The following is a 20297-nucleotide window of genomic DNA, read 5'->3' as shown; positions in this document are numbered from 1 at the left end:
GCGCGGGAGGGCGGGCGGCGGGCGGGGGGATCACCTGGGTCATGGGTGACTCGGTTCCGGTACGGGGGCGGGGGCGGCGTCCGGTGTGGGGGCGGGTACGGCGTCCGGGGCGGCGGCCAGGAGCCGGGCGCGGCGCAGTGGCTCGGGGTCGGCCCATTCCCGTATGTCCACGGCCTCGTCCAGGAAGCCGTGCGCGGTCAGGGCCGCCGCCTGCCGGGCGAGCAGGTCGAGCCGGGGCGCGGACAGATCGGGGTGCAGGGTGCGGTGCGTGCCGTCGCGATAGGCCCCGGCGACCCCCTCGGGTCCGGCCCCGGTCTCGGCGCCGAGGATGCGGGCCACCTCGGCGGGCTCCCCCACGGCCCAGTCGGCGGCGCGGAGCAGGACGGCGAGGAAGCGGTCGACCAGCTCGGGGCTGCGGTCGAGGAGCTCCTGGTGGACGGTGAGGGGCCGCGGGGTGCCGTTGTTGACCCGGTGCGCCGGGTCGGGGAGCTCGTCCAGCTCGACGGCCACCTCGGCCCCGGCGCGCCGGGCGGCCTCCACGGCCAGGGCGCCCTTCACGTACACCGCGTCCACCTCGCCCCGGCGCAGGGCGGCGAGTTCGGCGGCCCACTGGCCGCGGTGGCCCTCGGCCGGCACGTCGACGAGGACGGCGTCCGTCAGGCCGTACCCGGCGGAGGCGAGCGCCCCTTCGAAGCCGCGCAGGGCCATCGCCCGCCAGAAGTCGATGGCGATCGGGTGCCGGGGCAGGGCGAGGCGACGGCCGCGCAGATCGGCGGCCGAGCGCACCGGCGAACCCGGGGCGACCAGGACGGTCTGGCGCTCCTCGATCCAGGTGAGCCCGATCAGCCGGGTGCGCTCGCCGCGCGAACGGGCCCACAGGGCGGGGACGTTGCCGCCCTCTCGGAAGAGTCCCGGCAGGGCGTGGGTGTAGTGGGCGGCGCGGTCGGCGCCGGGTTCGGCGTCCTGGAGGGAGCGCACGGCGATACCGTCCGCGGCGAAGGCCGCGGCCAGCCAGCCGCGATCGGCGGCGATCCCGGTGGCGGTGGGCACGGGGCAGCGGGTGAACCAGAGCGTGTCGGGCACGTGGGCAGAGGTCATGGGGTCTTCCGGAGGGGAGAGGGGGAGGGCACGGCGGAGTCTCCGGGCGCGGGCTTCACGAGCCGCTCCGGACGGGTGGTGCGTGTGGGCCGTCCGCACGGGCGAGCGGTACGGGCGAGCGGTACGGGCGAGCGGTACGGGCGAGCGGTACGGGCGAGCGGTACGGGCGAGCGGTACGGGCGAGCGGTACGGGCCGTCCGCACGGCAACAGCATCGGGCGGGTGGTCGGCCACGGGCGGCCCGGCTCGTGGGTGGTGCGGCCGGGCCGGCGCCCGGCCGGGGCCGTGGGCCGCGCCGCACGGGCGGTCCGGCCGCGACAGCCCGGACTCAGGTGCGGGAGGTCAGCGACAGGCCGTCGCGGTGACGCGGGCCAGATCGATGTGGCGGCGGCGGGTGAGGGCCGCGGGGGTGGGCGGGACGCCGGTCACGGTGGCCACGCTCCCTTCGCCGCTGGTCCGTGTCGACCGCCGCGGTGCGTCGCGGCGGCGTTGGCCGGAACCCTGCCATGGACGTTCGGGCGTCTTCAACTCGTCTCCCAGCATGTGGGATCGCACATGAACGGCATGTTTCCGACCTCGTCCCGATGCTGCTTCGGCTCCCCGCCATGTGGGAGCGTGGGAAGCCGTTGGGAACACGCGGCGAGGGGGAGCGATCCACAGATGACCACCGAGGCCGGACCGGTCCGCGCACCGGCCGGGGCCCAGGCGGTGCGCCGGGCCCTGGACGTCCTGCACTGCTTCCACGACAACGGGCCCGACCTCAGCGCCTCCGACCTGGCGCGCCGGCTCGACCTGTCGACGTCGACCGCGCACCGGCTGGCCAGGACGCTGATGGGGGCCGGCTTCCTTGAGCAGGACGCCCGCACGGCCCGCTATCGGCTCGGCCCGGCCGTCACCGAGCTGGGCAGGCTCTCGTACCACCAGCGCGGGCTGCATCTGGCCGCGCCGGAGCTGAACGACCTGGCCACCCGGACCGGCGCCACCGCGGACCTGGCGTTGCGCAGCGGCGCGTACGCGGTGATCGTGGCGGGCGGTTCGGTCACGCCGAAGGTGGGACTGCGGCGGCCGCTGCACTCCACGGCGCTCGGGAAGGTGCTGCTCGCCTGGCCGCGGGCGGGCGAGGGCGGGCCGCGGGCGCTGCCGCCGCTGTACGCCTTCACGTCCCGGACCATCGTCGAACCCGGAGTCCTCACGGGCGAGTTGGCCAGGGTCCGGGAGCAGGGCTACGCCCTCAACGACGGCGAGTCGGCGCTCGGGGTGCGGACGGTCGCGGTGCCGGTCCTTGAGCGGTCCGGGCACGCGCGCTTCGCGCTCGCGGTGCGGGCCACGCCGTCGTTGATCAGCGACGAACGGCTCGACTGGTTCCTGACCCAGGCGCGGGCCTGCGCGCGCGCCCTGGAGGTGCTGCTGCTCACGCCGGGCGAGCGGTACGTCCCGGAGGCGTAGGCACCAGCCTCGGGCTCACTCCGGCTCTGCCTCCGTCTCCTTCGCCTTCTCCGGTTCCTTCTCCTTCTTCGCCCGGCTGGGCTGCACCCGCTTCGGTTCGCCCGGCATCTTCGGGTACTCCGGCGGATAGGGCAGGTCGCCCAGGCCGTGTTCCGCCTCGTCCCGGCGGGCCAGCTCCAGGAGCGGCTCCAGGTCGAAGCGTTCGGCGTCCATGTCCGCGTGCACGTCGCCGAGTTCGGCGTACCGCTGCGGCATCGTGCGGATGTCGAAGTCGCGCGGCACCGCGTCGTCGATCTCCTCCCAGCGCAGCGGCGCGGAGACCGGGGCGTGCGGGCGGGGCCGGACGGAGTAGGCGGAGGCGATGGTGCGGTCGCGGGCGGTCTGGTTGTAGTCCACGAAGATCCGCTCCCCGCGCTCCTCCTTCCACCACTTGATCGTGACCTGGTCCGGCATCCGCCGCTCCAGCTCCCGGCCGCAGGCGATGGCGGCCCGCCTGACCTGCGTGAACGTCCAGTTCGGCAGGATCGGCACGAAGACGTGCAGTCCGCGCCCGCCGGAGGTCTTCGGCCAGCCGCGCAGCCCGTGCTCGTCGAGGACGGCCCGCAGCTCGTGGGCCGCGCGGACGGCGTCGGCGTAGTCCGTGCCGGGCTGGGGGTCGAGGTCGATGCGGAGTTCGTCCGGGTGGTCGGTGTCCTCCCTGCGTACCGGCCAGGGATGGAAGGTCACGGCCCCCAGATTGGCCGCCCACAGCACGGCGGCCGGCTCGGTCGGGCACATCTCGTCGGCCGAGCGCCCGCTGGGGAAGGTGATGTGGGCCGTCGGGATCCACTCCGGGAGGTACTTCGGCGCCCGCTTCTGGAAGAAGGACTCCCCCGTCACGCCGTCGGGGTAGCGCTCCAGCGTGGTGGGCCGGTCCCGCAGGGCGCGGGTGATGCCGTCGCCGACCGCGAGGTAGTAGCGGACCATGTCCAGCTTGGTGTAGCCGGGCTCGGGGAAGTACACCTTGTCCGGATGGGACACCCGTACCGTCCGGTCGCCGACCTCGATCTCGACCGCGTCCGCCTTGCCTGCCATGGCGGTCAGCCTAGGCCGGGCGCCCAAAGCGCGCATATCGGCATCAATCCTCTCTAGACTCGCCGCATGGACCTGCCGGTGATGCCGCCCGTGAAACCGATGCTGGCGAAGGCCGTCAAGAAGATCCCGCCGGGCATGCAGTACGAGGCCAAGTGGGACGGCTTCCGCGCGCTCGTGCACCGCGACGGCCCGGAGCTGTTCATCGGCAGCCGTACGGGCAAGCCGCTGACCCGCTACTTCCCCGAACTGGTCGAGGCGCTGCTGGCCCGGCTCCCCCAGCGCTGCGTGGTGGACGGGGAGATCGTCGTCGAGCACGACGGCAGGCTCGACTTCGACCGGCTCGGTGAACGCATCCATCCGGCCGACTCGCGGGTGCGGATGCTCGCGGAGGCGACCCCGTCCCGTTTCATCGCCTTCGACCTGCTCGCCCTCGGCGACGACTCCTACCTCGACACCCCGCTCGCCGAGCGCCGGGCCGCCCTCGAACACGCCCTGGCCGGTGTCACCGCCCCGGTCCACCTCGCCCCCGCCACCCGGGACCCGGAGCTCGCGGCGCGCTGGTTCGAGCAGTACGAGGGCGCCGGTCTGGACGGCGTGATCGCCAAACCCCTCGATCTGCTGTACCGGCCGGACGCCCGGCTGATGTACAAGATCAAGCACGAGCGCACGGCCGACGTGGTGGTGGCCGGATACCGCTTCCACAAGAGCGGCCCGGTGGTCGGCTCGCTGCTGCTGGGCCTGTACGACGCCGGGGGCGCCCTCCAGCACGTGGGCGTGTGCGCGGCGTTCACCGCGAAGCGGCGCGCGGAGCTGGTCGAGGAGCTGGAGCCGCTGCGCATGGACCCGCCGGACGGACATCCGTGGGCGGCGTGGTCGGACGAGTCGGCGCACGAGGGGGCACGGCTGCCGGGCGCGCCGAGCCGCTGGTCGGGGAAGAAGGACCTGTCCTGGGTGGCGCTGCGCCCGGAGCGGGTCTGCGAGGTCGGGTACGACCACATGGAGGGCGACCGCTTCCGGCACACCGCGCAGTTCAAGCGCTGGCGCCCGGACCGTACCCCCGAGTCCTGCGGCTACGGGCAGTTGGAGGAGCCGGTCTCGTACGACCTGAACGCGATCCTGGGATGAGACGCGGGCGCCGACGCGGGTGAGATGCCCCACACCCGGCGGTGCGGCAACTCCCCTCCCCCGGACCCACGTTCGGTGGACTGGTGGACGATCCGGCGGGCGCACCGGGGCGCACCTGCGAGAACGCGGGACCGACCGGCCGGCCGGTCCGTACGGCTCGCCGAAAGCGGCGCGGGCGTGTTGCCGCGCGGTGACGGACCCGTCGTCGAACCGCTACCGCGATCCGGTACGTATGGAGGGGAGAAACCCTCCCGCCCGACAGACCCACAAGGACTGACCGTGATCGCCACGCCCGCGCCGCTCGTACCCGTCCCGATCCCCGACCGCGTCGCCGCGCTGATCGGGTCGTGTCTGCCGCTGCACGTGCTGCAGGCCGAGATCGACGCCGACTGCGCGGCGCGCGAGGTCTACCGCTTCCGGGGGCCGCTGTGCGCGGAGGACCGGGCCGACCGCGAGCACGCGCTGGCGGCGCTGGCCCGGGCCAACAAGGTGCTCGCCAGGCACCATCCGCAGCTGCCGGTGCGCCCGGGTCACTGAGCCCCGGCAGGACGGCCCGCGCCGCTCGGCCATTCGGGACGCGGCCCCGCTGCCGCACCGGTTCGGGCGTACTCCACATGCGGGACGCGGCCGCCGGTGTGAGGCTGCGAGGGTGACCACCAGCGAAGCCGCCCCCGTGCCCCAGGCCGTCGAGCCGCCCGTGCTCGACCGCCGTCGCCGCAACATCGTCTTCGGCACGATCATGCTCGGCGTGCTCCTGGCCGCCCTGGACCAGACGATCGTGGGCACCGCGCTGCCGACGATCGTGTCGGATCTCGGCGGTGCCGCCCACATGTCGTGGGTGGTCACCGCGTACCTCCTCGCCGAGACCGTCGCGACCGTGCTTGTCGGCAAGTTCGGCGATCTCTTCGGCCGCAAGGTGATCTTCCAGATCTCGGCGATCGTCTTCATCACGGGCTCGTTCCTGTGCGGCCTCGCCACCAACATGACGCTGCTGATCGTCTGGCGCGGCCTCCAGGGCATCGGCGCCGGCGGGCTCATGGTCACCTCGATGGCGCTGATCGCCGATGTGATCCCGTTGCGCGAGCGCGGCAAGTACCAGGGCGCCATCGGCGCGGTGTTCGGCGTGTCGACGGTCGTCGGGCCGCTCCTCGGCGGCCTGTTCACCGACCACCTCAGCTGGCGCTGGGCGTTCTACGTCAACGTCCCGATCGCGATCCTGGTCGTCATCGCCGCCGCCCGCACCATCCCCTCCGTGCGCTCCGTGAGCCGCCCGGTCATCGACTACGCGGGCATCGCGCTCGTCGCCGCCGGATCCAGCGCCCTGATCCTGGCCACCAGCTGGGGCGGGAACGAGTACGCGTGGAGCTCGGGCGTCATCATCGGCCTCTTCGCCGGAGGTCTGCTCGCCCTCGGCCTGTTCTGCTGGGTGGAGACCCGCGCGGCCGAACCCATGCTGCCCATGCGGCTCTTCCGCAATCCGGTCTTCACCGTCTGCTCGATCCTCAGCTTCATCGTGGGCTTCGCGATGCTCGGCGCGATGACCTTCCTGCCGACCTACCTCCAGTACGTCGACGGGGACTCGGCGACGGTCTCGGGCTTCCGCACCCTGCCGATGGTGGTCGGGCTGCTCATCGCCTCGATCTTCAGCGGCAACGTCGTCAGCAAGACCGGCCACTACCGGACGTTCCCCATCGTGGGCTCCCTCGTGATGGCCGTGGGCCTGTACCTGCTGTCCCGGATGGGCCCCGACACCGGCACCTGGCTGGAGTCGCTGTACATGTTCGTCCTCGGCACCGGCATCGGCCTGTGCATGCAGGTGCTCACCATCGCCGTGCAGAACACCGTCGACTACGCGGACCTGGGCACGGCCACCTCGGGCGTCACCTTCTTCCGTACCCTGGGCAGCTGCTTCGGCACCGCCGTCTTCGGCACCATCTACACCAACTCCCTCAAGCCCAACCTCACCGAGGGCGCCGCCGAGGCCTCGGCGCTCGCTGCGAGTCTCGGGCTCGACCCGGCGGCCGTCGCCAAGGCCTCGCAGAGCCCGGCGGGGGTGCACGGGCTGCCGGAGCGGGTGGCGGAGCCGATCGTGCGGGCGTACGCGGACACGCTGCACACCGTCTTCCTGTGGACGGTGCCGGTGGCGCTGGCCGGATTCGTCGTGGCGCTCTTCCTCAAGCAGGTGGCGCTGCGCGACACGGCCCGTGCCTCGGCCCCCGACATGGGCGAGGGTTTCGCCTCCCCCACCGGTACCGGCGACTCGGCCAAGCTGCTCGAACTGTCCGTGGGCCGGATCATCCGCAGGACCGATCTCGACACCGCCCGGCGGGTCGTCACCGGCTCCGACACCCGGCTCGACACGGCCGGCGCGTGGGCGGTCATGCAGGTGGAGCTCTTCACCCGGCTGGTCGGACACGCGAGCCTCGGCCTGATCTCGGCGGGCCGCCGGGTCCCGCCGGAGGTGCTGCTGCCGGTCTTCGAGCGCATGGTCGACGAGGGCTTCCTCACCCGGGACGGCAACCTGCTCTCGCACACCTCCGCCGGGAAGCGGGAGGCGGAGGTCATCACCCGGGCCTGGGGCGACTGGCTCAGCGACCGGGTCGAGCAGGAGCGCGGCCGCCCCAGCGGACCGGAGCTGCGGGCCGCGACGGACGCCATCGCGAAGAAGCTGATCGCGGAGGACCTGGCGCAGGGGCTGCCGCGCCGGGAGCGGGAGCCGGCGGGCGTCACGGCGCGGTGACGTGGTGCTCCCCCGACGAGAAGCGAGGCCCGGTCAGTCGAGGAAGTCCCCGTCCACGTACACCCACGCCCCCTCGTACCGCTCGAAGCGGCTCCGTTCGTGGAGCTCGCCGGCCTCTCCGCCCTGGCTGTAGCGGGCCCGGAAGGTGACGGTGCCGTGCTGGTGGAAGGCGGTGCCGTCGCCGGTCTCCTCGATGTCCAGGCCGGTCCAGCGCAGCGCCGGGTCGAAGTCGACGTCCGCGGGCCGGGTGCGCGGCGCCCAGGTGCGCAGCAGATACGGCTCGTCGCGGGCGACGAAGGCGCTGTAGCGGGAGCGCATGAGCAGTTCGGCGGTGGGCGCGGTGGCCGGTCCGGCGTGGAAGCGGCCGCAGCACGCGCCGTAGGAGGCGTCGAGGCCGCAGGGGCAGGGGGCGTCCGGGGTGAGGGCGGGGCGGCGGGGGCCGGCGGGCTTGGCGGTGCGGGCGTTGCGTCGGGACATGCGCTCATTGTCTCGCGCGCGACGGACCCGGGAGCGCACCCGGTCGTGGGGGGGGGCGTCCACCTGCTGGTCACGGAAACGGACAGGCGGAGCCGGATCCCGCTGCCGGGAGACCGGCCCGAGTAGCGTACGCGCATGAAACTGACGATTCTCGGAGGCGGCGGATTCCGGGTGCCGCTCGTGTACGGCGCCCTGCTCGGCGACCACGCCGAGGGCCGGGTCACCCAGGTGACCCTGTACGACCTGGACGCCGGGCGCCTGTCGGCCATCGCGCGGGTCCTCGCCGAGCAGGGCGAGGGCGTGCCGGACGCGCCGGTGGTGACCGCGACGACGGAGCTCGACGAGGCGCTGCGCGGAGCGGACTTCGTCTTCTCGGCGATCCGGGTGGGCGGGCTCGCGGGCCGGGCCGCCGACGAGCGGATCGCGCTGGCCGAGGGTGTGCTCGGCCAGGAGACGGTGGGCGCCGGCGGCATCGCGTACGGGCTGCGGACGCTGCCGGTGGTGACGCACATCGCGCGCCGGGTCGCCGAACTCGCCCCGGACGCCTGGGTCATCAACTTCACCAACCCGGCCGGCATGGTCACCGAGGCGATGTCGCGGATCCTCGGCGACCGGGTGATCGGCATCTGCGACTCCCCCGTGGGCCTGGGCCGCCGGGTGGCGCGGGTGCTCGGGGCGAATCCGGGCGAGGCCTGGATCGACTACGTGGGGCTCAACCACCTGGGCTGGCTGCGGGGGTTGCGGGTCGGCGGGGAGGATCTGCTGCCGCGCCTGTTCGAGGACGACGAGCTGCTCGGCTCGTTCGAGGAGGGCAAGCTCTTCGGGACCGAGTGGCTGCGGTCGCTGGGCGCGGTGCCCAACGAGTATCTGCACTACTACTACTTCAACCGGGAGGCGGTCCGCGCCTACCGGGAGGCCGAGCGGACCCGGGGCGCCTATCTCCTGGACCAGCAGTCGGGCTTCTACGACGAGATGGGCCGGCCGGACGCGCCCGCCCTGTCCGCCTGGCACCGCACCCTCGCCGAGCGCGAGGCGACCTACATGGCGCACAACCGGGAGGCGGCCGGGGTCGGCGATCGGGACGAGGAGGACCTGGAGTCGGGCGGCTACGAGAAGGTGGCGCTCGCGCTGATGCGGGCCATCGCCCGTAACGAGCGGGCCACGCTGATCCTCAACGTGCGCAACCGGCACACCCTGTCGGTCCTGGACGCGGACGCGGTGATCGAGGTGCCCTGCTTCGTCGACGCGGCCGGCGCCCATCCGGTGTCCGTGGAGCCGCTGCCGTACCACGCGGTGGGACTGGTGACGGCGGTCAAGGCGGTCGAGCGGGAGGTGCTCGCGGCGGCGGAGAGCGGGGACCGGGCGACGGCGGTGAAGGCCTTCGCGCTGCATCCGCTGGTCGACTCGGTGACGGTGGCCCGGCGTCTGGTCGAGGGCTACACGGCCGAGCACGCGGGGCTTGCGTATCTGCGTCATTGAGGCGGACGGCCGACGAACATCTTTACGCGGTCGGGGGCGCGGCCTAGGCTCGCGCCCCATGACTTCACAGCGACGCAGGGGTGTTCGAAGAGGAGTGGCCCGGCTCACCGCGGGCTGTCTGCTGGCCGCGGGCCTGGTGGGCACCGGGTCCGTGGCCGGCGGCGGCAGTCCGGCGGCGGCCGAGGCGGCCCCGGCCGGCGGGGCGACGGTCGTGCCGGTCCAGTCCACCGGGCCCGCCGACAAGCGGTTCAACCTGGTGGTCATGGGCGACGGGTACACGGCCGCCGAGCTGCCGAAGTTCCGGGCGGACCTGGAGAGGCACCTGAGCACGCTGTGGAGCGTCGAGCCGTTCGCCTCGTACCGCTCGTACATCAACGTGTGGGCGGTGGAGGCGCCGTCGAAGGACTCGGGCGTGGACTGCGACCCGGGGCTCGACGCGCCCGCCCGTGACACGGTGCTCGACATGGGCTTCTGGGGCGGCTGCAACCCCGGCAGCGTGCAGCGGCTGCTCACCGTGGACAGCGCGAAGGCGGCCGGGCTCGCCGATCTCGTCCCGGGGACGAGCCGGTCCAACCGGCAGATCGTGGCGCTGGCCAACAGCTCCACCTACGGCGGTGCGGGCGGGAGTTACGCCACCGCGTCCGGCGGGAACGCGCTGTCGGCGCTCATCACCCCGCACGAGATCGGGCATTCGCTGGGCGGGCTCCAGGACGAGTACGACTACTACGGGCGCGGGGTGCCGGGCGGCACGTACACCGACGGCGAGCCGTCCTCCCTGCACCACACCCTCCTGACGGAGCGGCAGATGCGGGACCAGCGGGCCAAGTGGTGGCGCTGGCTGGGCGAGGAGAGCGAGTCGGGCGGGGTCATCGGCCGCCACGAGGGCGGGCTCTACAGCACCAAGGGTGTCTGGCGGCCCAGCCGTCACTCGATGATGAAGACCCTCGGCTACGCCTTCGACCAGGTGGAGCGCGAGGTGATGGTGCGGGCGATCTCCGCGAAGGTCGACCTGGTCCAGGACCACACCCCGGACGCGGCGCCGGTCGGGGCCGACCGCACGCTGTGGGTGGACACGCTGCACCCGGTCGGCGGTGAGCTGGCCGTCGAGTGGCGGCTCGACGGCCGGCCGCTGCGGACCGGCGGGGCCCGCGCGGTGGACCTGCGCGGCCTGGACCTGGCCCCCGGGCGTACGTACGCGCTGACCGCGACGGTCACCGATCCGACCCCGTTCGTCCGGGATCCCGCGGTGCGCGCCTCGGCCGCGCTGACCCGGACGGTGAGCTGGACCGTGGACCCGGCGCTGAGCACGCCGAAGGACGGCACGCGGGCGGCCTTCACCGGGCACACGGCGACCGGCACCCCGGTGGGCGCGCGGTCCGTCGTGTACGCGGACACCACCCACCCGGCGCGCCGGATCCCCGCCGTGCGCTGGACCGTCGACGGCCGGACGGTCCCGAACCCGGGCAACGACCGTGATCTGGACCTGGGCGCGCTGCGCCTGTCCCCCGGTACGCACACGGTGACGGCCCGGATCCCGGGCACGGCCGAGGAGCTGACCTGGACGGTCGACGCGGTCGCCGCCTCCGCCGCGTACGAGCTGTCGGCGCCGCTGCGTACCGTGGAGCGGCCGGGCCGGCCCGTCGAGTACGTCTACGACGACGCGTTCACCATGCGGCTGACCGCGCGGGACGACCGGGACGGGGCCGTGGTGAGCCAGTTCCGGGTGGACGGCGACGGGTGGTACACGTACTACGGCTGGCCGACGGACGCCTCGGCGCCGTTCCGCTTCTCGCCCTCGGGCACGGTGATCGACGACCTCGTCTACGGCAAGCTGGGCCGCAGCCGCGCGGTGCCGTGGGACGACGCCACGCCGGACTACGGCACGCACACGGTGGAGTACCGCACGATCGACGCGGCGGGGAACGTCGGCCCGGCGCGCAGCTTCCTGGTGACGCTGGTGAAGCGGTAGGGCGCACGGGGCGCACGCCGAGGGCCCGCCGGTGCTTCCGCGCCGGCGGGCCTTCGTACGTCGTACGGGTTACGGGTCCCCTTACGGGTCCCCGGTCAGCGCTTGCGGCCGACGGCGGCCCAGCCCGGGATGGGGTCGTCGCCCTGGACCTGGACGGGCTCGCCCAGCTCCGGGTGCCACTCGGCGGTGAGCGAGACGCCCGGCTCGACCAGGTCGAGGCCGTCGAAGAAGGCGGCCAGCTCGTCGCGGGAGCGCGGCCGCAGGGTCAGTCCGCGCGCCTTGTACATGGCGGCGGCCTTCGCGGCGCCCTCGGGGTCGAAGTCCCCGGTGACGTGCGAGAGGACGAGGTAGCTGCCCGGGGCCAGCTTCTCGACGATCTTGCCGACCAGCTCGTACGCGCCGTCCTCGTCGCCGACGAAGTGCAGCAGGGCGAGCATCGACAGGGCGATGGGCTGGTCGAAGTCAAGGACCTTTCCGGCCCTTTCGAGGATCAGCTCGGGGTCGCGGGCGTCCGCCTGGATGTACTCGGTGGCCCCTTCGGGGGTCGAGCGCAGCAGCGCGGCCGCGTGGGCGAGCACGATGGGGTCGTTGTCGCAGTAGACGATCCGGGACTCCGGCGCGGCCCCCTGCGCGATCTGGTGCAGGTTGGGCTCGGTCGGGATCCCGGTGCCGACGTCCAGGTACTGGCGTACGCCATGGGCGCTGAGCCAGCGGATGGCGCGGTGCATGAAGGCCCGGTTGACGCGGGCCATGTCCCGGCCCCGGGCGTCGACGGTGAGGAGCTGGCGGGCCATCTCCTCGTCGACCGGGTAGTTGTCCTTGCCGCCCAGGAACCAGTCGTACATCCGCGCGGGGTGCGGCTTGCTGGTGTCGATCCTGACGGATCCGGGGTCCTGGGTCATCGGGTCTCCTCGGCGGGTCCAACGGTGGTGCTCACTGCAAGAGTTACGCGACGTGCGGGGTGGGACGGAAGGGGTCAGGTGAGCAGAAAGTCAGCCTGACCGGATTTGGCCCCCTGGATGAAGGCCTCGATCTCTCCGTGGGTGTAGATGAGCGCGGGTCCCTCAGGGTCTGCGGACTGTCGCACGGCGACCCTGCCGTCGGCCAGCTTCATGGCCTCGACACAGTTGCCCCCGTTCCCGCCGCTCCACGGCTTGTGCCATCCCTCGGCACCGAGCTCAGCGGCGGGCATGCCGTTGTATATGCGATCCATTCACAGCTCCTTGCGGAGGTTCCGCAGAACCTCCTTCGTGCGTTGTGCAGTCGCGGCCTGAGCCGCCATGCGGTCCATGACCTCGAGGTGGGAGGCCACCTCGGGGCGCGCGTCGAGATAGACGGCGCCGGTCAGGTACTCGCTGTAGACCATGTCCGGGAGTTCGGGCATGGCGAAGCGGAAGAGGACGAACGGCCCGTAGGTGCCGGGGTGATGGCCGGAGCCGAACTCCGCGATCTGCAGGGTGACGTTCGGCAGCTCGGACGCTTCGAGCAGCCGGTCGAGCTGGGCGCGCATCACTTCGGGCCCGTCACCGACCGGTCGGCGGAAGACCGTCTCGTCCATGATCACCCAGAACTTGGGCGCGTCCTCCCTGGTCAGCAGGGACTGGCGCTCCATGCGGAGGGCTACATGGCGGTCGATCTCCTCGGCGTTGCCGCCGCCGACCGCCCCGCTGCGCAGGATGGCACGGGCGTAGTCCGCGGTCTGGAGCAGGCCGGGGACGAACTGGGGCTCGTAGGCGCGGATGAGGCTCGCCGCGCCCTCCAGGCTGACGTACATGGAGAACCAGCCGGGCAGCACGTCGTGGAACCGCTGCCACCAGCCGGGGAGGTTGGCCTCCTCCGCGAGGGCGATGAAGCCCTCGGCCTCGGAGTCCGTGATGCCGTACGCCTTCAGCAGGAGCTGGACGTACGGGATCTTCAGCGCGACCTCGGCCGTCTCCATGCGCCGGATCGTGGCCGGGGCCACCCGGAGGATCTTCGCGGCCTCTTCCCGCTTGAGGCCGGCCCGCTCCCGCAGATCCTGCAGACGCCTGCCGAGTACGACCTGTCCCACCGTGGGGGCGGACCGCGGCTCGCTCACTCTCAAGACCTCCCCGACGCGCTGTTTCGACGAGTGTGCCACGAACACCGCCAGAGAGAACACAGCACTCTGCATTTTTCAGAGTGCCTCTTGCCAAGTGTCGGAGTCAGGAGCACAGTATTCCGGTGAACCAGTACGCACTGCCGCCGTGCGCCGCCGCGGAGGAGTGTGTACGGCACCCTGCCCACAGTTGTGAGGACCCGGTCGTGGCTTCTGGTAACGCGCACTCCTCAGGTCTCATGAGCCCTCGCGTCATGGACCAGCGTCCACGCCCCCACTCCGACGTCCGCAGGTTCGCCTTCGAACTGCCCGCGCGCACCGAGTCCGTGGCCCGCGCCCGGCGCCTCGCCGAGGAGCGGCTCGTCCTGTGGGGCTGCGACCCGGAGATCCGCGACACCGTCGCCCTGGTCGTCTCCGAGCTCGTCACCAACGCCGTCGTCCACACCGCGAGCGCCCGGGTCGTCTGCGAGCTGCGCGAGGGCGAGGAGCGGCTGCGGATAGCCGTCCGCGACGAGGGCGGTCCCGCCGGTCCGTGCATACGCGAGTGCGGGGAGGACGAACGGGGCCGCGGCCTGATACTCGTCGACGCGCTCTGCGCGGCCTGGGGCGCCGACCGCACCGGACACGGCACCGCGCAGGTCGTCTGGGCGGAGCTCGCGCACGGCATGGCGGAGCCGTGCTGAGGTCCATGGCGACGCTGCTCGTCCCCCGCGCCCGCAGGAGCCCCGAGAACGCCCCCACCCGAGCCCCCGTCGGCGTGACCCGCCTCGCGGTCCCCGCCGACCTCCCCGTCGCCCTCGGCTGCGACGCGGTCGGCGTCCCCGCCCGCTACGGCTTCCGCATCCTGTCCCGGCTCCCCGCCAAGGGCTGCGTGTACGCGGACGGCGCCTGGTGGTGGTGGCTGGTCCCGGCCGGCTCCGACCTCGACCTGACCTGGCCGCTGCCCTCCTGCTACGCCCCCGGCGGCGTGGTCCCGGACCGCCGCCCCCGCCTGATCCATCACCCGGACGACGGATCCCCGTACACCCCGCCCATCCCGCTCTACCTGCTGATCTGCCAGCTGACCGGGATCGCCCCGGCCTGGAGCGTCCCGCCGCAGGTGCGCAGCACCCTGTGACCGGCGGGCGGCAGCTCGTAGGCTCGGACCATGTTCTCCCCCGAGGGCCCCACCCTCCGTGAGCTGACCGTGCAGGCACTCTCGTCGGTCGAGCACGGCTACGACCTGCTCGCGGACCGGTTCGACGCCACCCCCTTCCGCACCCCGGACCGTCTCCTCGGCGCGGTCGCCGACGCCCTGGAGCCGCTCGGCCCCTTCGGCTCCGGCCTCGACGTCTGCTGCGGTACGGGCGCGGGGCTCGCCGTCCTGCGCTCGGTGTGCGCCGGGCCCGTCACCGGCGTCGACTTCAGCACCGGCATGCTCGCCCGGGCCCGCGCGGCCCACCCCGGGGCGACCCTGGTCCGCGCCGACGCGCGCACCCTCCCCTTCGCCCCGGCCTTCGACCTCGCGGTCAGCTTCGGCGCCTTCGGCCACTTCCTCCCCGCCGAACAGCAGACCCTCTTCCGCGCCGTCCACGCCTCCCTGCGCCCCGGCGGCACCCTCGCCTTCCCCCTGCCCGCCCCACCCCGCGTAGGCTCCGCCCCCTACTGGACCCTCTGGGCCTTCGACACGACCATGCGCGTCCGCAACGCCCTGTGGCACCCCCCGTTCGTCATGTACTACCGCACCTTCCGCCTGGCGGACGTCCACCACCGCCTGGAAACGGCGGGCTTCCACGTGGAGCTGCTCCCCCTGCCCTCCCTGGGTACCCGCGAGGACGGCAGCCCGCGCTGCCGGCTGGTGGTGGCGCGGAAGGCGTGAGGTCTCCGCTCAACGGGAAGGGCAGGAGGCCGGACGCTCCTCGTACGGCGCGATGCGCAACCGTCCGAGCGGCGCTTTGAGTGCCGAGCCGGACTTCGGATCCCACAGCACAACCGTCCCGCCGGCGTCTCCGATCTTGAGATAGGCACTGCTCACGGAGAGCACACCACCGTCTACCGGCACGCCGTCGACCCTGCCGACAGGCAGGACGCAGCCCCACTCCGGCTCGATGCCGTAGTAGGCGGCCGGGGTACTCCCCTTGGCCGCGTCCGCCACCGCGTCGAGCCCGGCCTGACCAGCGCCGAGCAGACCGACTCCGAGCACCCCTTGAATCAGCAACATCGCGCTGACGATCAGCAGCACCACGTTGCCGAACCAGCGGTCTTTCACATAGAGGTGGAAGTGCTTCATGTAACCGAGGAGGCTCGGCGCCATGAGCCAGAGACTTGTGCACGCTGCCAGCTTGAGCATCGCGAGGAGCTGGTGCGTCCGGGGGATCTCGACGTCCTCCAGGTCGAGGCCGAAGGCGTCCAGATACACGGCGTGAATACCGAGCCCCAGCCCAGGCAGGAAGCCGAAGCACAGCGGCACGAGAACGGGGATGAGCCACGGCGCCGTGCGCTGCCAACTCCACTGCCGAACGAGGAGTCTGACCCCGTTGACGACCATGGCGCCGATCAGGCAGATGAGGATGACGGACGAGCCGTACCCGACATGCGGCGCCCTGTCGGCCGCGACGGCACCGAGCGTGGCCACGGTCGAAGTGAACAGGCCGCCGAAGACCAACGATCCGGTACGCGTCGCACCTGGAGCCACCCCTCTCCAGACCACGCCCGCGCCCCCCACCACCACACAGAGAACGGCGAGGACCCACCACCACGAGCCGACGCCATTGGCACGGCCGTCCGCGAGTCGTGCCCCGGCCCAGGCACCGATGCACAACAGCACGGCCAGCCGGACCATCCGAGAGGCGGACGCCCGGCGCCCGACGCGCGCGGGGACCGGCCGGGTGCCGGCCCCTGACGGGCGACGTACCGCGACACGGTCACCACGCAGCGGAGTGCCGGGCAGGGCGCGGGCGGCGAGGAACCGCGCTTCTTGTGGGTGCCGCGCTAGGATCAGCCTGCCCGTGTCCCGCGTACCGACGTGCTCCGCCAGCCACGAGTCCATCCGCTCCCGCCACCGACGACCCGGCGGAAGGCCTGAGGTGCGGGGCTGGACGCCGATACGCTCGTAGGCGTACCAATGCGGCAGATCCACAGGGTCGCGCACGACGAGCTCAACCGCCTGGACCTGAAGATCGAGCAGCAACTCGTCACCGAGCAGCTCAATGCGCTCTCTGGCCCCACGGGCCGCATTGCGGCTACTGCCGGGAAACCTCGCCTCCACGACGTACCAGATGGGTCGCTCCGCGACCACGGACACCTGCCCCCGGCGCTCGAGTACCGGCCACCCATGCTCGTCGAACGCTCGCTCCAGCAGCTCGCAGTCGGTGGCCGTACCCCTCAGCTCGACCAATGCCGCGGCTCTCTGGTCAAACCTTGGACCGCCCCGCATGACGCCCTCCCCCGAACGCGCAAAGGCCCCAGCCTAGCTGGATCCCTTCGATCGGCGAAAACGGAGCAGCCGGAATCGGCTTGACGTTGTTTTACGCAGACCGCCGGCCGTCGGCTGGGCTAGCGCCGATTCGATGTCGAGCAGTTCCTGCGGGCCTCCACACTGGTGTTCGCCGTCGGTGGCTTGGGCGCGCTGCCGATAATCTGCGGCAAGCGCGTCGTGTACCAGCCTGCTGCGCTCGTCAGCGAGGCGAAGCAGGAGCGCTTCTAGGTCTTTGGGAAGTGTGGAGTCGTGATGCGCCGTAAACCATCCGCCGAGGTCGCCACTATCGGCGTGACCCACACCAAGCTCGCCGTCGAAGGCGAGCTGGGGTGGCTGTTCCGCGAGCAGACCGAGGACTACGGCATCGACGCGCAGGCCGAGGTAGTGGACAACGACGACGTGCGCGGGCGGCTGCTGGCCCTGCAGATCAAGAGTGGGATGAGCTGGTTCCGGGAGACAGCGCCAGGAGGTTGGTGGTTCCGGCCGGATGCGGAGCATGTGGCCTACTGGCTCAACCACTCCCTGCCCGTGGTCGTAGTGCTGTACCACCCGGAGCGCCGACGCTGCTACTGGCAGCTGGTCAACCGGAGGACGCTCCAGGAGACGTCCACCGGCGGCTGGAAACTCCTGGTGCAGGAAGCCCAGTTACTGGATGCGAGCGCCCGAAAGACTCTCCGGGAGGCTGCCGAAGGCGACCCGTACGAGCTGCGTATCCGTGAACTGCAGCTGGCCAAGCCCTGGATGGAGCTACTGGCCGGCGGCAAGCGGCTGGTTGTCGAGATGGAGGAGTGGGTCAACAAGAGCTCAGGGAGAGGTGAAATCTCACTGGGCGTGGACAACGAGAACGGCGAGAAGCCAGAGGAGCTGGCGAGCTGGAGCGTTTTCCTTGGTCTCGCCAGTTACGCCGAGGTGGTGCCGAAGCTGTTCGCGTGGGCTGACGCTCACGTGCACCCGGAGACGTACAACGAGAGTGAGTATGACCAGTACACAGCAGATTGCTGTATCTGGGCCGACGAATACGAGCCCTCCGCGCCGGTGTCATTCGAGGAGTGGAAACAGCGTCTGATTCCAGAGCGTATCCGGCCGTACCGCAACGGCGGTGGTGAGGTCGATTTCTACCGACTGGAGCTGACGCTCAACGAGCTGGGCAAGGCGTTCATGGTGGTGGACAGGTTCGCTACGGAAGGCGGCAGGTTGCTGGCTGGTGGTGGCGTGCAAGGCTGAGGGGAGAAACGCGGAAGGGCCCCAGCTCTTGCCGGGGTCCTTCCGTGCTGGTGTCCGAGGGGGGACTTGAACTCTCCACTCGGGCACCAGCCCCTAGGCGTTCTGACCTGCGGGAATGCCTGCCGTGGCAGGGGTTCGGCAGTCCTGCTCTTCCTGTCTCTTCCTGCTGTTTCAGGCTGTCTCGGGTCGCTGTTGGTCACCCGTTGGTCACGTGCCCAACCTGGCCAGGACGGGCGATCTCGCCCGCTGGGTCAGGGCTTTTTCGATGGCCTCGACGATGTCGGCGTCGGTCTCCTGCTGCCAGGTCGGGAGGTCGGGCCAGTCGGCCACGTAGCTCGGCTTCGGGTCCTCGAAGCGCTTGAACATCTGGGCCGTCCAGCACGTCGCCACGAACCGGCTCTTCTGTTCGCACGACAGCCTCGATGCGTGCCCGCCGCTGATCTCGATGAACTGCCGGACCTGCTCGTAGACCGAACCCGCGGCCTCGCGCTCCCACTGCGGGGTGTCGTCCCAAGGCGTCACGTACCCGGCCTTCGGTTCCCCTGGGAAGTGCTCGTGCACTCCGGCGATCCAGGCTTCCCGGAACACTCGTGCACCTTCGGTCTGCGACATGCCAACCGCTCTCGTCATGGCGTGCTGAGCGCGGCGATCTCCGCCCCCAGCTCCGCTACGCGGTGGTCCCTGCTCAGGGGGCCGAACTCGTCGCACAGGGTCTGGAGTCTACGGGCGACGTATCCGGAGAAAGAGACTCGGGCGAGGAGCAGGGCTTCCCGGCCGTACGCGACGACGTGTTCGGGGTCGCGCCGCTTGGCCCCGATGGCGGCGAGATCGGTCAGGACCGCGCCGCGCCGCCGGTAGGACTGCCTGGATGCAAGGGCGGTCTGCTCCAGTGCCCGCCGCAACGCCTCCTCCGCCAGGTCGAGCCGTCCGAGCTGGACGTAGCGGGCTCCCCGTTCCTCGGCCAGCCGCGTTCCGTCGAACCGCAGCCACCCGCCGTTGGTACTGCCCGCGCTCAGGTCCATGACGTGCTCCGCCTGGTCCAAAGCGCGCTCGCATACGGCGAGGTCACCCAGGCCGGCGTACGCCTCCGCCTGGACGGCGGCGACCCAGTGCCGCGTGGCGAGGTTGCTGTCACCTCGCCCGGCCAGCCGCTCAGCGGCTCCCAGGACCTGGGCCGCCTGCCGGTAGCGCTGCTCCGACATGTCCACGTAGGCGTGCCGGACGAGTGCACACGCCCCCAGGTCGTAGGCTCCGGCATCCCTGCTGAGAGATGCTGCGAGGGCGTAGGAGGCTGCCGCGTCGGTGTACCGGTTCGCGTCGAAGGCAACTTCCCCGGCCAACTGGAAGAGGTCGGCTGCCGCGCTCAGGAGCGGGCGGGAGTTGCCTCGGGTGTCAGCCGCGAGGGCCTCGTTCAGGATGCTCAGTTGGTCGCGGACGACGGGGTAGACAGACCCCTTGGACCGGGCCAGTTGGTAGACCTGCCAGAGGTGACTGTTCATCCGCGCGAAGTCGCTGGGTGCGCCCCTGAGGACACCATCGGAGAGGGCTTCCGCCTCGTCCAACGGCACGGCGGTCAGCGCCCCGCTGACGGTGAGGATGCGGAGGAATTCGCGGCGGATCACTTCGTCTGGTCTCCCGCACTCGGGTGGTCACTGGGCTGGTGGCATCTGGTCGTCCGGGCTGCGGCTTACGGCTGTGCCAGAAGGGCGTCCAGCTCTTGAAGGCTCACTTCGAGGGCGGCTGCCAAGCCTGGCCGCTGACGCGGCTGCGGTGCGATCTTGCCGCTCTCCCAGCGTCCGACCGTTGTGCGGTCCACGCCAAGTAACTCGGCCAATTTCTCCTGACTGTAACCCAGGGTCTTGCGCCGTTCCGCCAGTCCCATGACGCCCCTCTTCCCGTGACCTGAACCCACGGCGTTCCCGTGCACGGATGTGCATCAAGAGTGCGGCATTGATGCCGTGGAGGGATCGGACTCCCCGCGCTTTCCTTGGTGTTGTCGCAAACGGGCACGGGGGCAAACCTGCGGAGGGTGCGGACATCGCAACGGAGAACGGCATGGCGCGTGATGGTCTCAGTTCTTCTCAGGCCCTGGACCTCGGAGCTGGCCCCCGCGTCCTCATGACGCTTCGCGT

At 71.7% G+C, this 20297-nt stretch carries 20 protein-coding genes; 10 read left to right on the top strand and 10 right to left on the bottom strand.

What is annotated here, in order from left to right; genetic code table 11:
• Nucleotides 1-39: 39 nt before the first annotated feature.
• Complete coding sequence (locus ABTZ54_RS11625) at nucleotides 40-1098, bottom strand: ABC transporter substrate-binding protein (RefSeq protein WP_351660248.1); 1059 nt, start codon at nucleotides 1096-1098, stop codon at nucleotides 40-42.
• Nucleotides 1099-1757: 659 nt separating this feature from the next.
• On the opposite strand from ABTZ54_RS11625, the gene ABTZ54_RS11620 reads away from it, so the two are divergent.
• Nucleotides 1758-2543 (top strand): IclR family transcriptional regulator, encoded by a 786-nt coding sequence (locus tag ABTZ54_RS11620; protein WP_351660245.1) that lies wholly within the window; start codon nucleotides 1758-1760, stop codon nucleotides 2541-2543.
• 15 nt (nucleotides 2544-2558) lie between these two features.
• Here the strand turns inward: ABTZ54_RS11620 and ligD are convergent, their stop codons facing one another.
• Complete coding sequence (gene ligD / locus ABTZ54_RS11615; protein ID WP_351660242.1) at nucleotides 2559-3617, bottom strand: non-homologous end-joining DNA ligase; 1059 nt, start codon at nucleotides 3615-3617, stop codon at nucleotides 2559-2561.
• 66 nt (nucleotides 3618-3683) lie between these two features.
• Between ligD and ABTZ54_RS11610 the strand changes: the two genes are divergently transcribed.
• From ABTZ54_RS11610 to ABTZ54_RS11600, 3 genes are all read left to right on the top strand, one after another.
• Entirely contained in the window at nucleotides 3684-4742 is a 1059-nt protein-coding gene (locus ABTZ54_RS11610) for an ATP-dependent DNA ligase (protein WP_351660239.1), read from the top strand.
• 282 nt (nucleotides 4743-5024) lie between these two features.
• On the top strand, nucleotides 5025-5279 hold the full coding sequence (locus tag ABTZ54_RS11605) for a hypothetical protein (RefSeq protein WP_351660851.1): 255 nt from the start codon (nucleotides 5025-5027) through the stop codon (nucleotides 5277-5279).
• A 112-nt stretch (nucleotides 5280-5391) separates the two neighbouring features.
• Nucleotides 5392-7482 carry an MDR family MFS transporter gene (locus ABTZ54_RS11600; protein ID WP_351660236.1) on the top strand — a complete coding sequence of 697 codons (2091 nt, stop codon included), beginning with the start codon at nucleotides 5392-5394 and terminating at the stop codon, nucleotides 7480-7482.
• Between the two features lie 33 nt (nucleotides 7483-7515).
• Here ABTZ54_RS11600 and ABTZ54_RS11595 read toward each other — a convergent pair whose 3' ends face one another.
• Nucleotides 7516-7959 (bottom strand): YchJ family protein, encoded by a 444-nt coding sequence (locus tag ABTZ54_RS11595; RefSeq protein WP_351660233.1) that lies wholly within the window; start codon nucleotides 7957-7959, stop codon nucleotides 7516-7518.
• A gap of 135 nt (nucleotides 7960-8094) precedes the next feature.
• Here ABTZ54_RS11595 and ABTZ54_RS11590 point away from each other — a divergent pair, with 135 nt between their 5' ends.
• Nucleotides 8095-9438 carry a 6-phospho-beta-glucosidase gene (locus tag ABTZ54_RS11590; protein WP_351660230.1) on the top strand — a complete coding sequence of 448 codons (1344 nt, stop codon included), beginning with the start codon at nucleotides 8095-8097 and terminating at the stop codon, nucleotides 9436-9438.
• Nucleotides 9439-9496: 58 nt separating this feature from the next.
• Nucleotides 9497-11407 (top strand): M64 family metallopeptidase, encoded by a 1911-nt coding sequence (locus tag ABTZ54_RS11585; RefSeq protein ID WP_351660227.1) that lies wholly within the window; start codon nucleotides 9497-9499, stop codon nucleotides 11405-11407.
• 95 nt (nucleotides 11408-11502) lie between these two features.
• Here ABTZ54_RS11585 and ABTZ54_RS11580 read toward each other — a convergent pair whose 3' ends face one another.
• The 3 genes from ABTZ54_RS11580 to ABTZ54_RS11570 all read right to left on the bottom strand — a co-directional run bounded on the left by ABTZ54_RS11580 (nucleotide 11503) and on the right by ABTZ54_RS11570 (nucleotide 13484).
• A complete protein-coding gene (locus ABTZ54_RS11580) occupies nucleotides 11503-12309 on the bottom strand; it encodes an SAM-dependent methyltransferase (RefSeq protein WP_351660225.1) in 807 nt (268 codons plus the stop codon).
• Between the two features lie 74 nt (nucleotides 12310-12383).
• Entirely contained in the window at nucleotides 12384-12620 is a 237-nt protein-coding gene (locus tag ABTZ54_RS11575; RefSeq protein ID WP_351660223.1) for a DUF397 domain-containing protein, read from the bottom strand.
• On the bottom strand, nucleotides 12621-13484 hold the full coding sequence (locus ABTZ54_RS11570) for a Sco1979 family transcriptional regulator (protein WP_351660220.1): 864 nt from the start codon (nucleotides 13482-13484) through the stop codon (nucleotides 12621-12623).
• Nucleotides 13485-13738: 254 nt separating this feature from the next.
• Between ABTZ54_RS11570 and ABTZ54_RS11565 the strand changes: the two genes are divergently transcribed.
• Genes ABTZ54_RS11565 through ABTZ54_RS11555 form a run of 3 tightly spaced genes read left to right on the top strand, consistent with a single transcriptional unit; the run spans nucleotide 13739 to nucleotide 15342 of the window.
• Nucleotides 13739-14167: an ATP-binding protein gene (locus ABTZ54_RS11565; protein WP_351660217.1), complete on the top strand. Its 429-nt coding sequence runs from the start codon at nucleotides 13739-13741 to the stop codon at nucleotides 14165-14167.
• A complete protein-coding gene (locus ABTZ54_RS11560; protein ID WP_502997231.1) occupies nucleotides 14161-14601 on the top strand; it encodes a hypothetical protein in 441 nt (146 codons plus the stop codon). Before ABTZ54_RS11565 ends, ABTZ54_RS11560 begins: the two co-directional genes overlap by 7 nt.
• 30 nt (nucleotides 14602-14631) lie before the next feature.
• The gene (locus tag ABTZ54_RS11555; RefSeq protein WP_351660215.1) at nucleotides 14632-15342 is read left to right on the top strand and encodes a class I SAM-dependent DNA methyltransferase; all 711 of its coding nucleotides are present in this window, start codon (nucleotides 14632-14634) and stop codon (nucleotides 15340-15342) included.
• A 9-nt stretch (nucleotides 15343-15351) separates the two neighbouring features.
• On the opposite strand, the gene ABTZ54_RS11550 is transcribed toward ABTZ54_RS11555, so the two are convergent.
• Nucleotides 15352-16860, bottom strand: coding sequence for a hypothetical protein (locus tag ABTZ54_RS11550; RefSeq protein WP_351660212.1), 1509 nt, complete (start codon nucleotides 16858-16860; stop codon nucleotides 15352-15354).
• Between the two features lie 372 nt (nucleotides 16861-17232).
• Here ABTZ54_RS11550 and ABTZ54_RS11545 point away from each other — a divergent pair, with 372 nt between their 5' ends.
• A complete protein-coding gene (locus tag ABTZ54_RS11545; protein ID WP_351660210.1) occupies nucleotides 17233-18165 on the top strand; it encodes a DUF4365 domain-containing protein in 933 nt (310 codons plus the stop codon).
• 207 nt (nucleotides 18166-18372) lie between these two features.
• Here ABTZ54_RS11545 and ABTZ54_RS11540 read toward each other — a convergent pair whose 3' ends face one another.
• The 3 genes from ABTZ54_RS11540 to ABTZ54_RS11530 form a co-directional block, all read right to left on the bottom strand.
• A complete protein-coding gene (locus ABTZ54_RS11540; protein WP_351660209.1) occupies nucleotides 18373-18777 on the bottom strand; it encodes a hypothetical protein in 405 nt (134 codons plus the stop codon).
• A gap of 14 nt (nucleotides 18778-18791) precedes the next feature.
• Nucleotides 18792-19787: an NsdA family TPR-like regulatory protein gene (locus ABTZ54_RS11535; RefSeq protein WP_351660208.1), complete on the bottom strand. Its 996-nt coding sequence runs from the start codon at nucleotides 19785-19787 to the stop codon at nucleotides 18792-18794.
• 65 nt (nucleotides 19788-19852) lie between these two features.
• Entirely contained in the window at nucleotides 19853-20047 is a 195-nt protein-coding gene (locus ABTZ54_RS11530; protein WP_351660206.1) for a helix-turn-helix transcriptional regulator, read from the bottom strand.
• Nucleotides 20048-20297: the final 250 nt, after the last annotated feature.

Source organism: Streptomyces sp. NPDC094032 (assembly GCF_040303965.1).
In the GTDB taxonomy this organism is placed as follows: Bacteria; Actinomycetota; Actinomycetes; order Streptomycetales; family Streptomycetaceae; genus Streptomyces.
The sequence above is the reverse complement of the archived record's forward strand: the minus strand, read 5'-3'. Positions and strand labels throughout refer to the sequence as shown.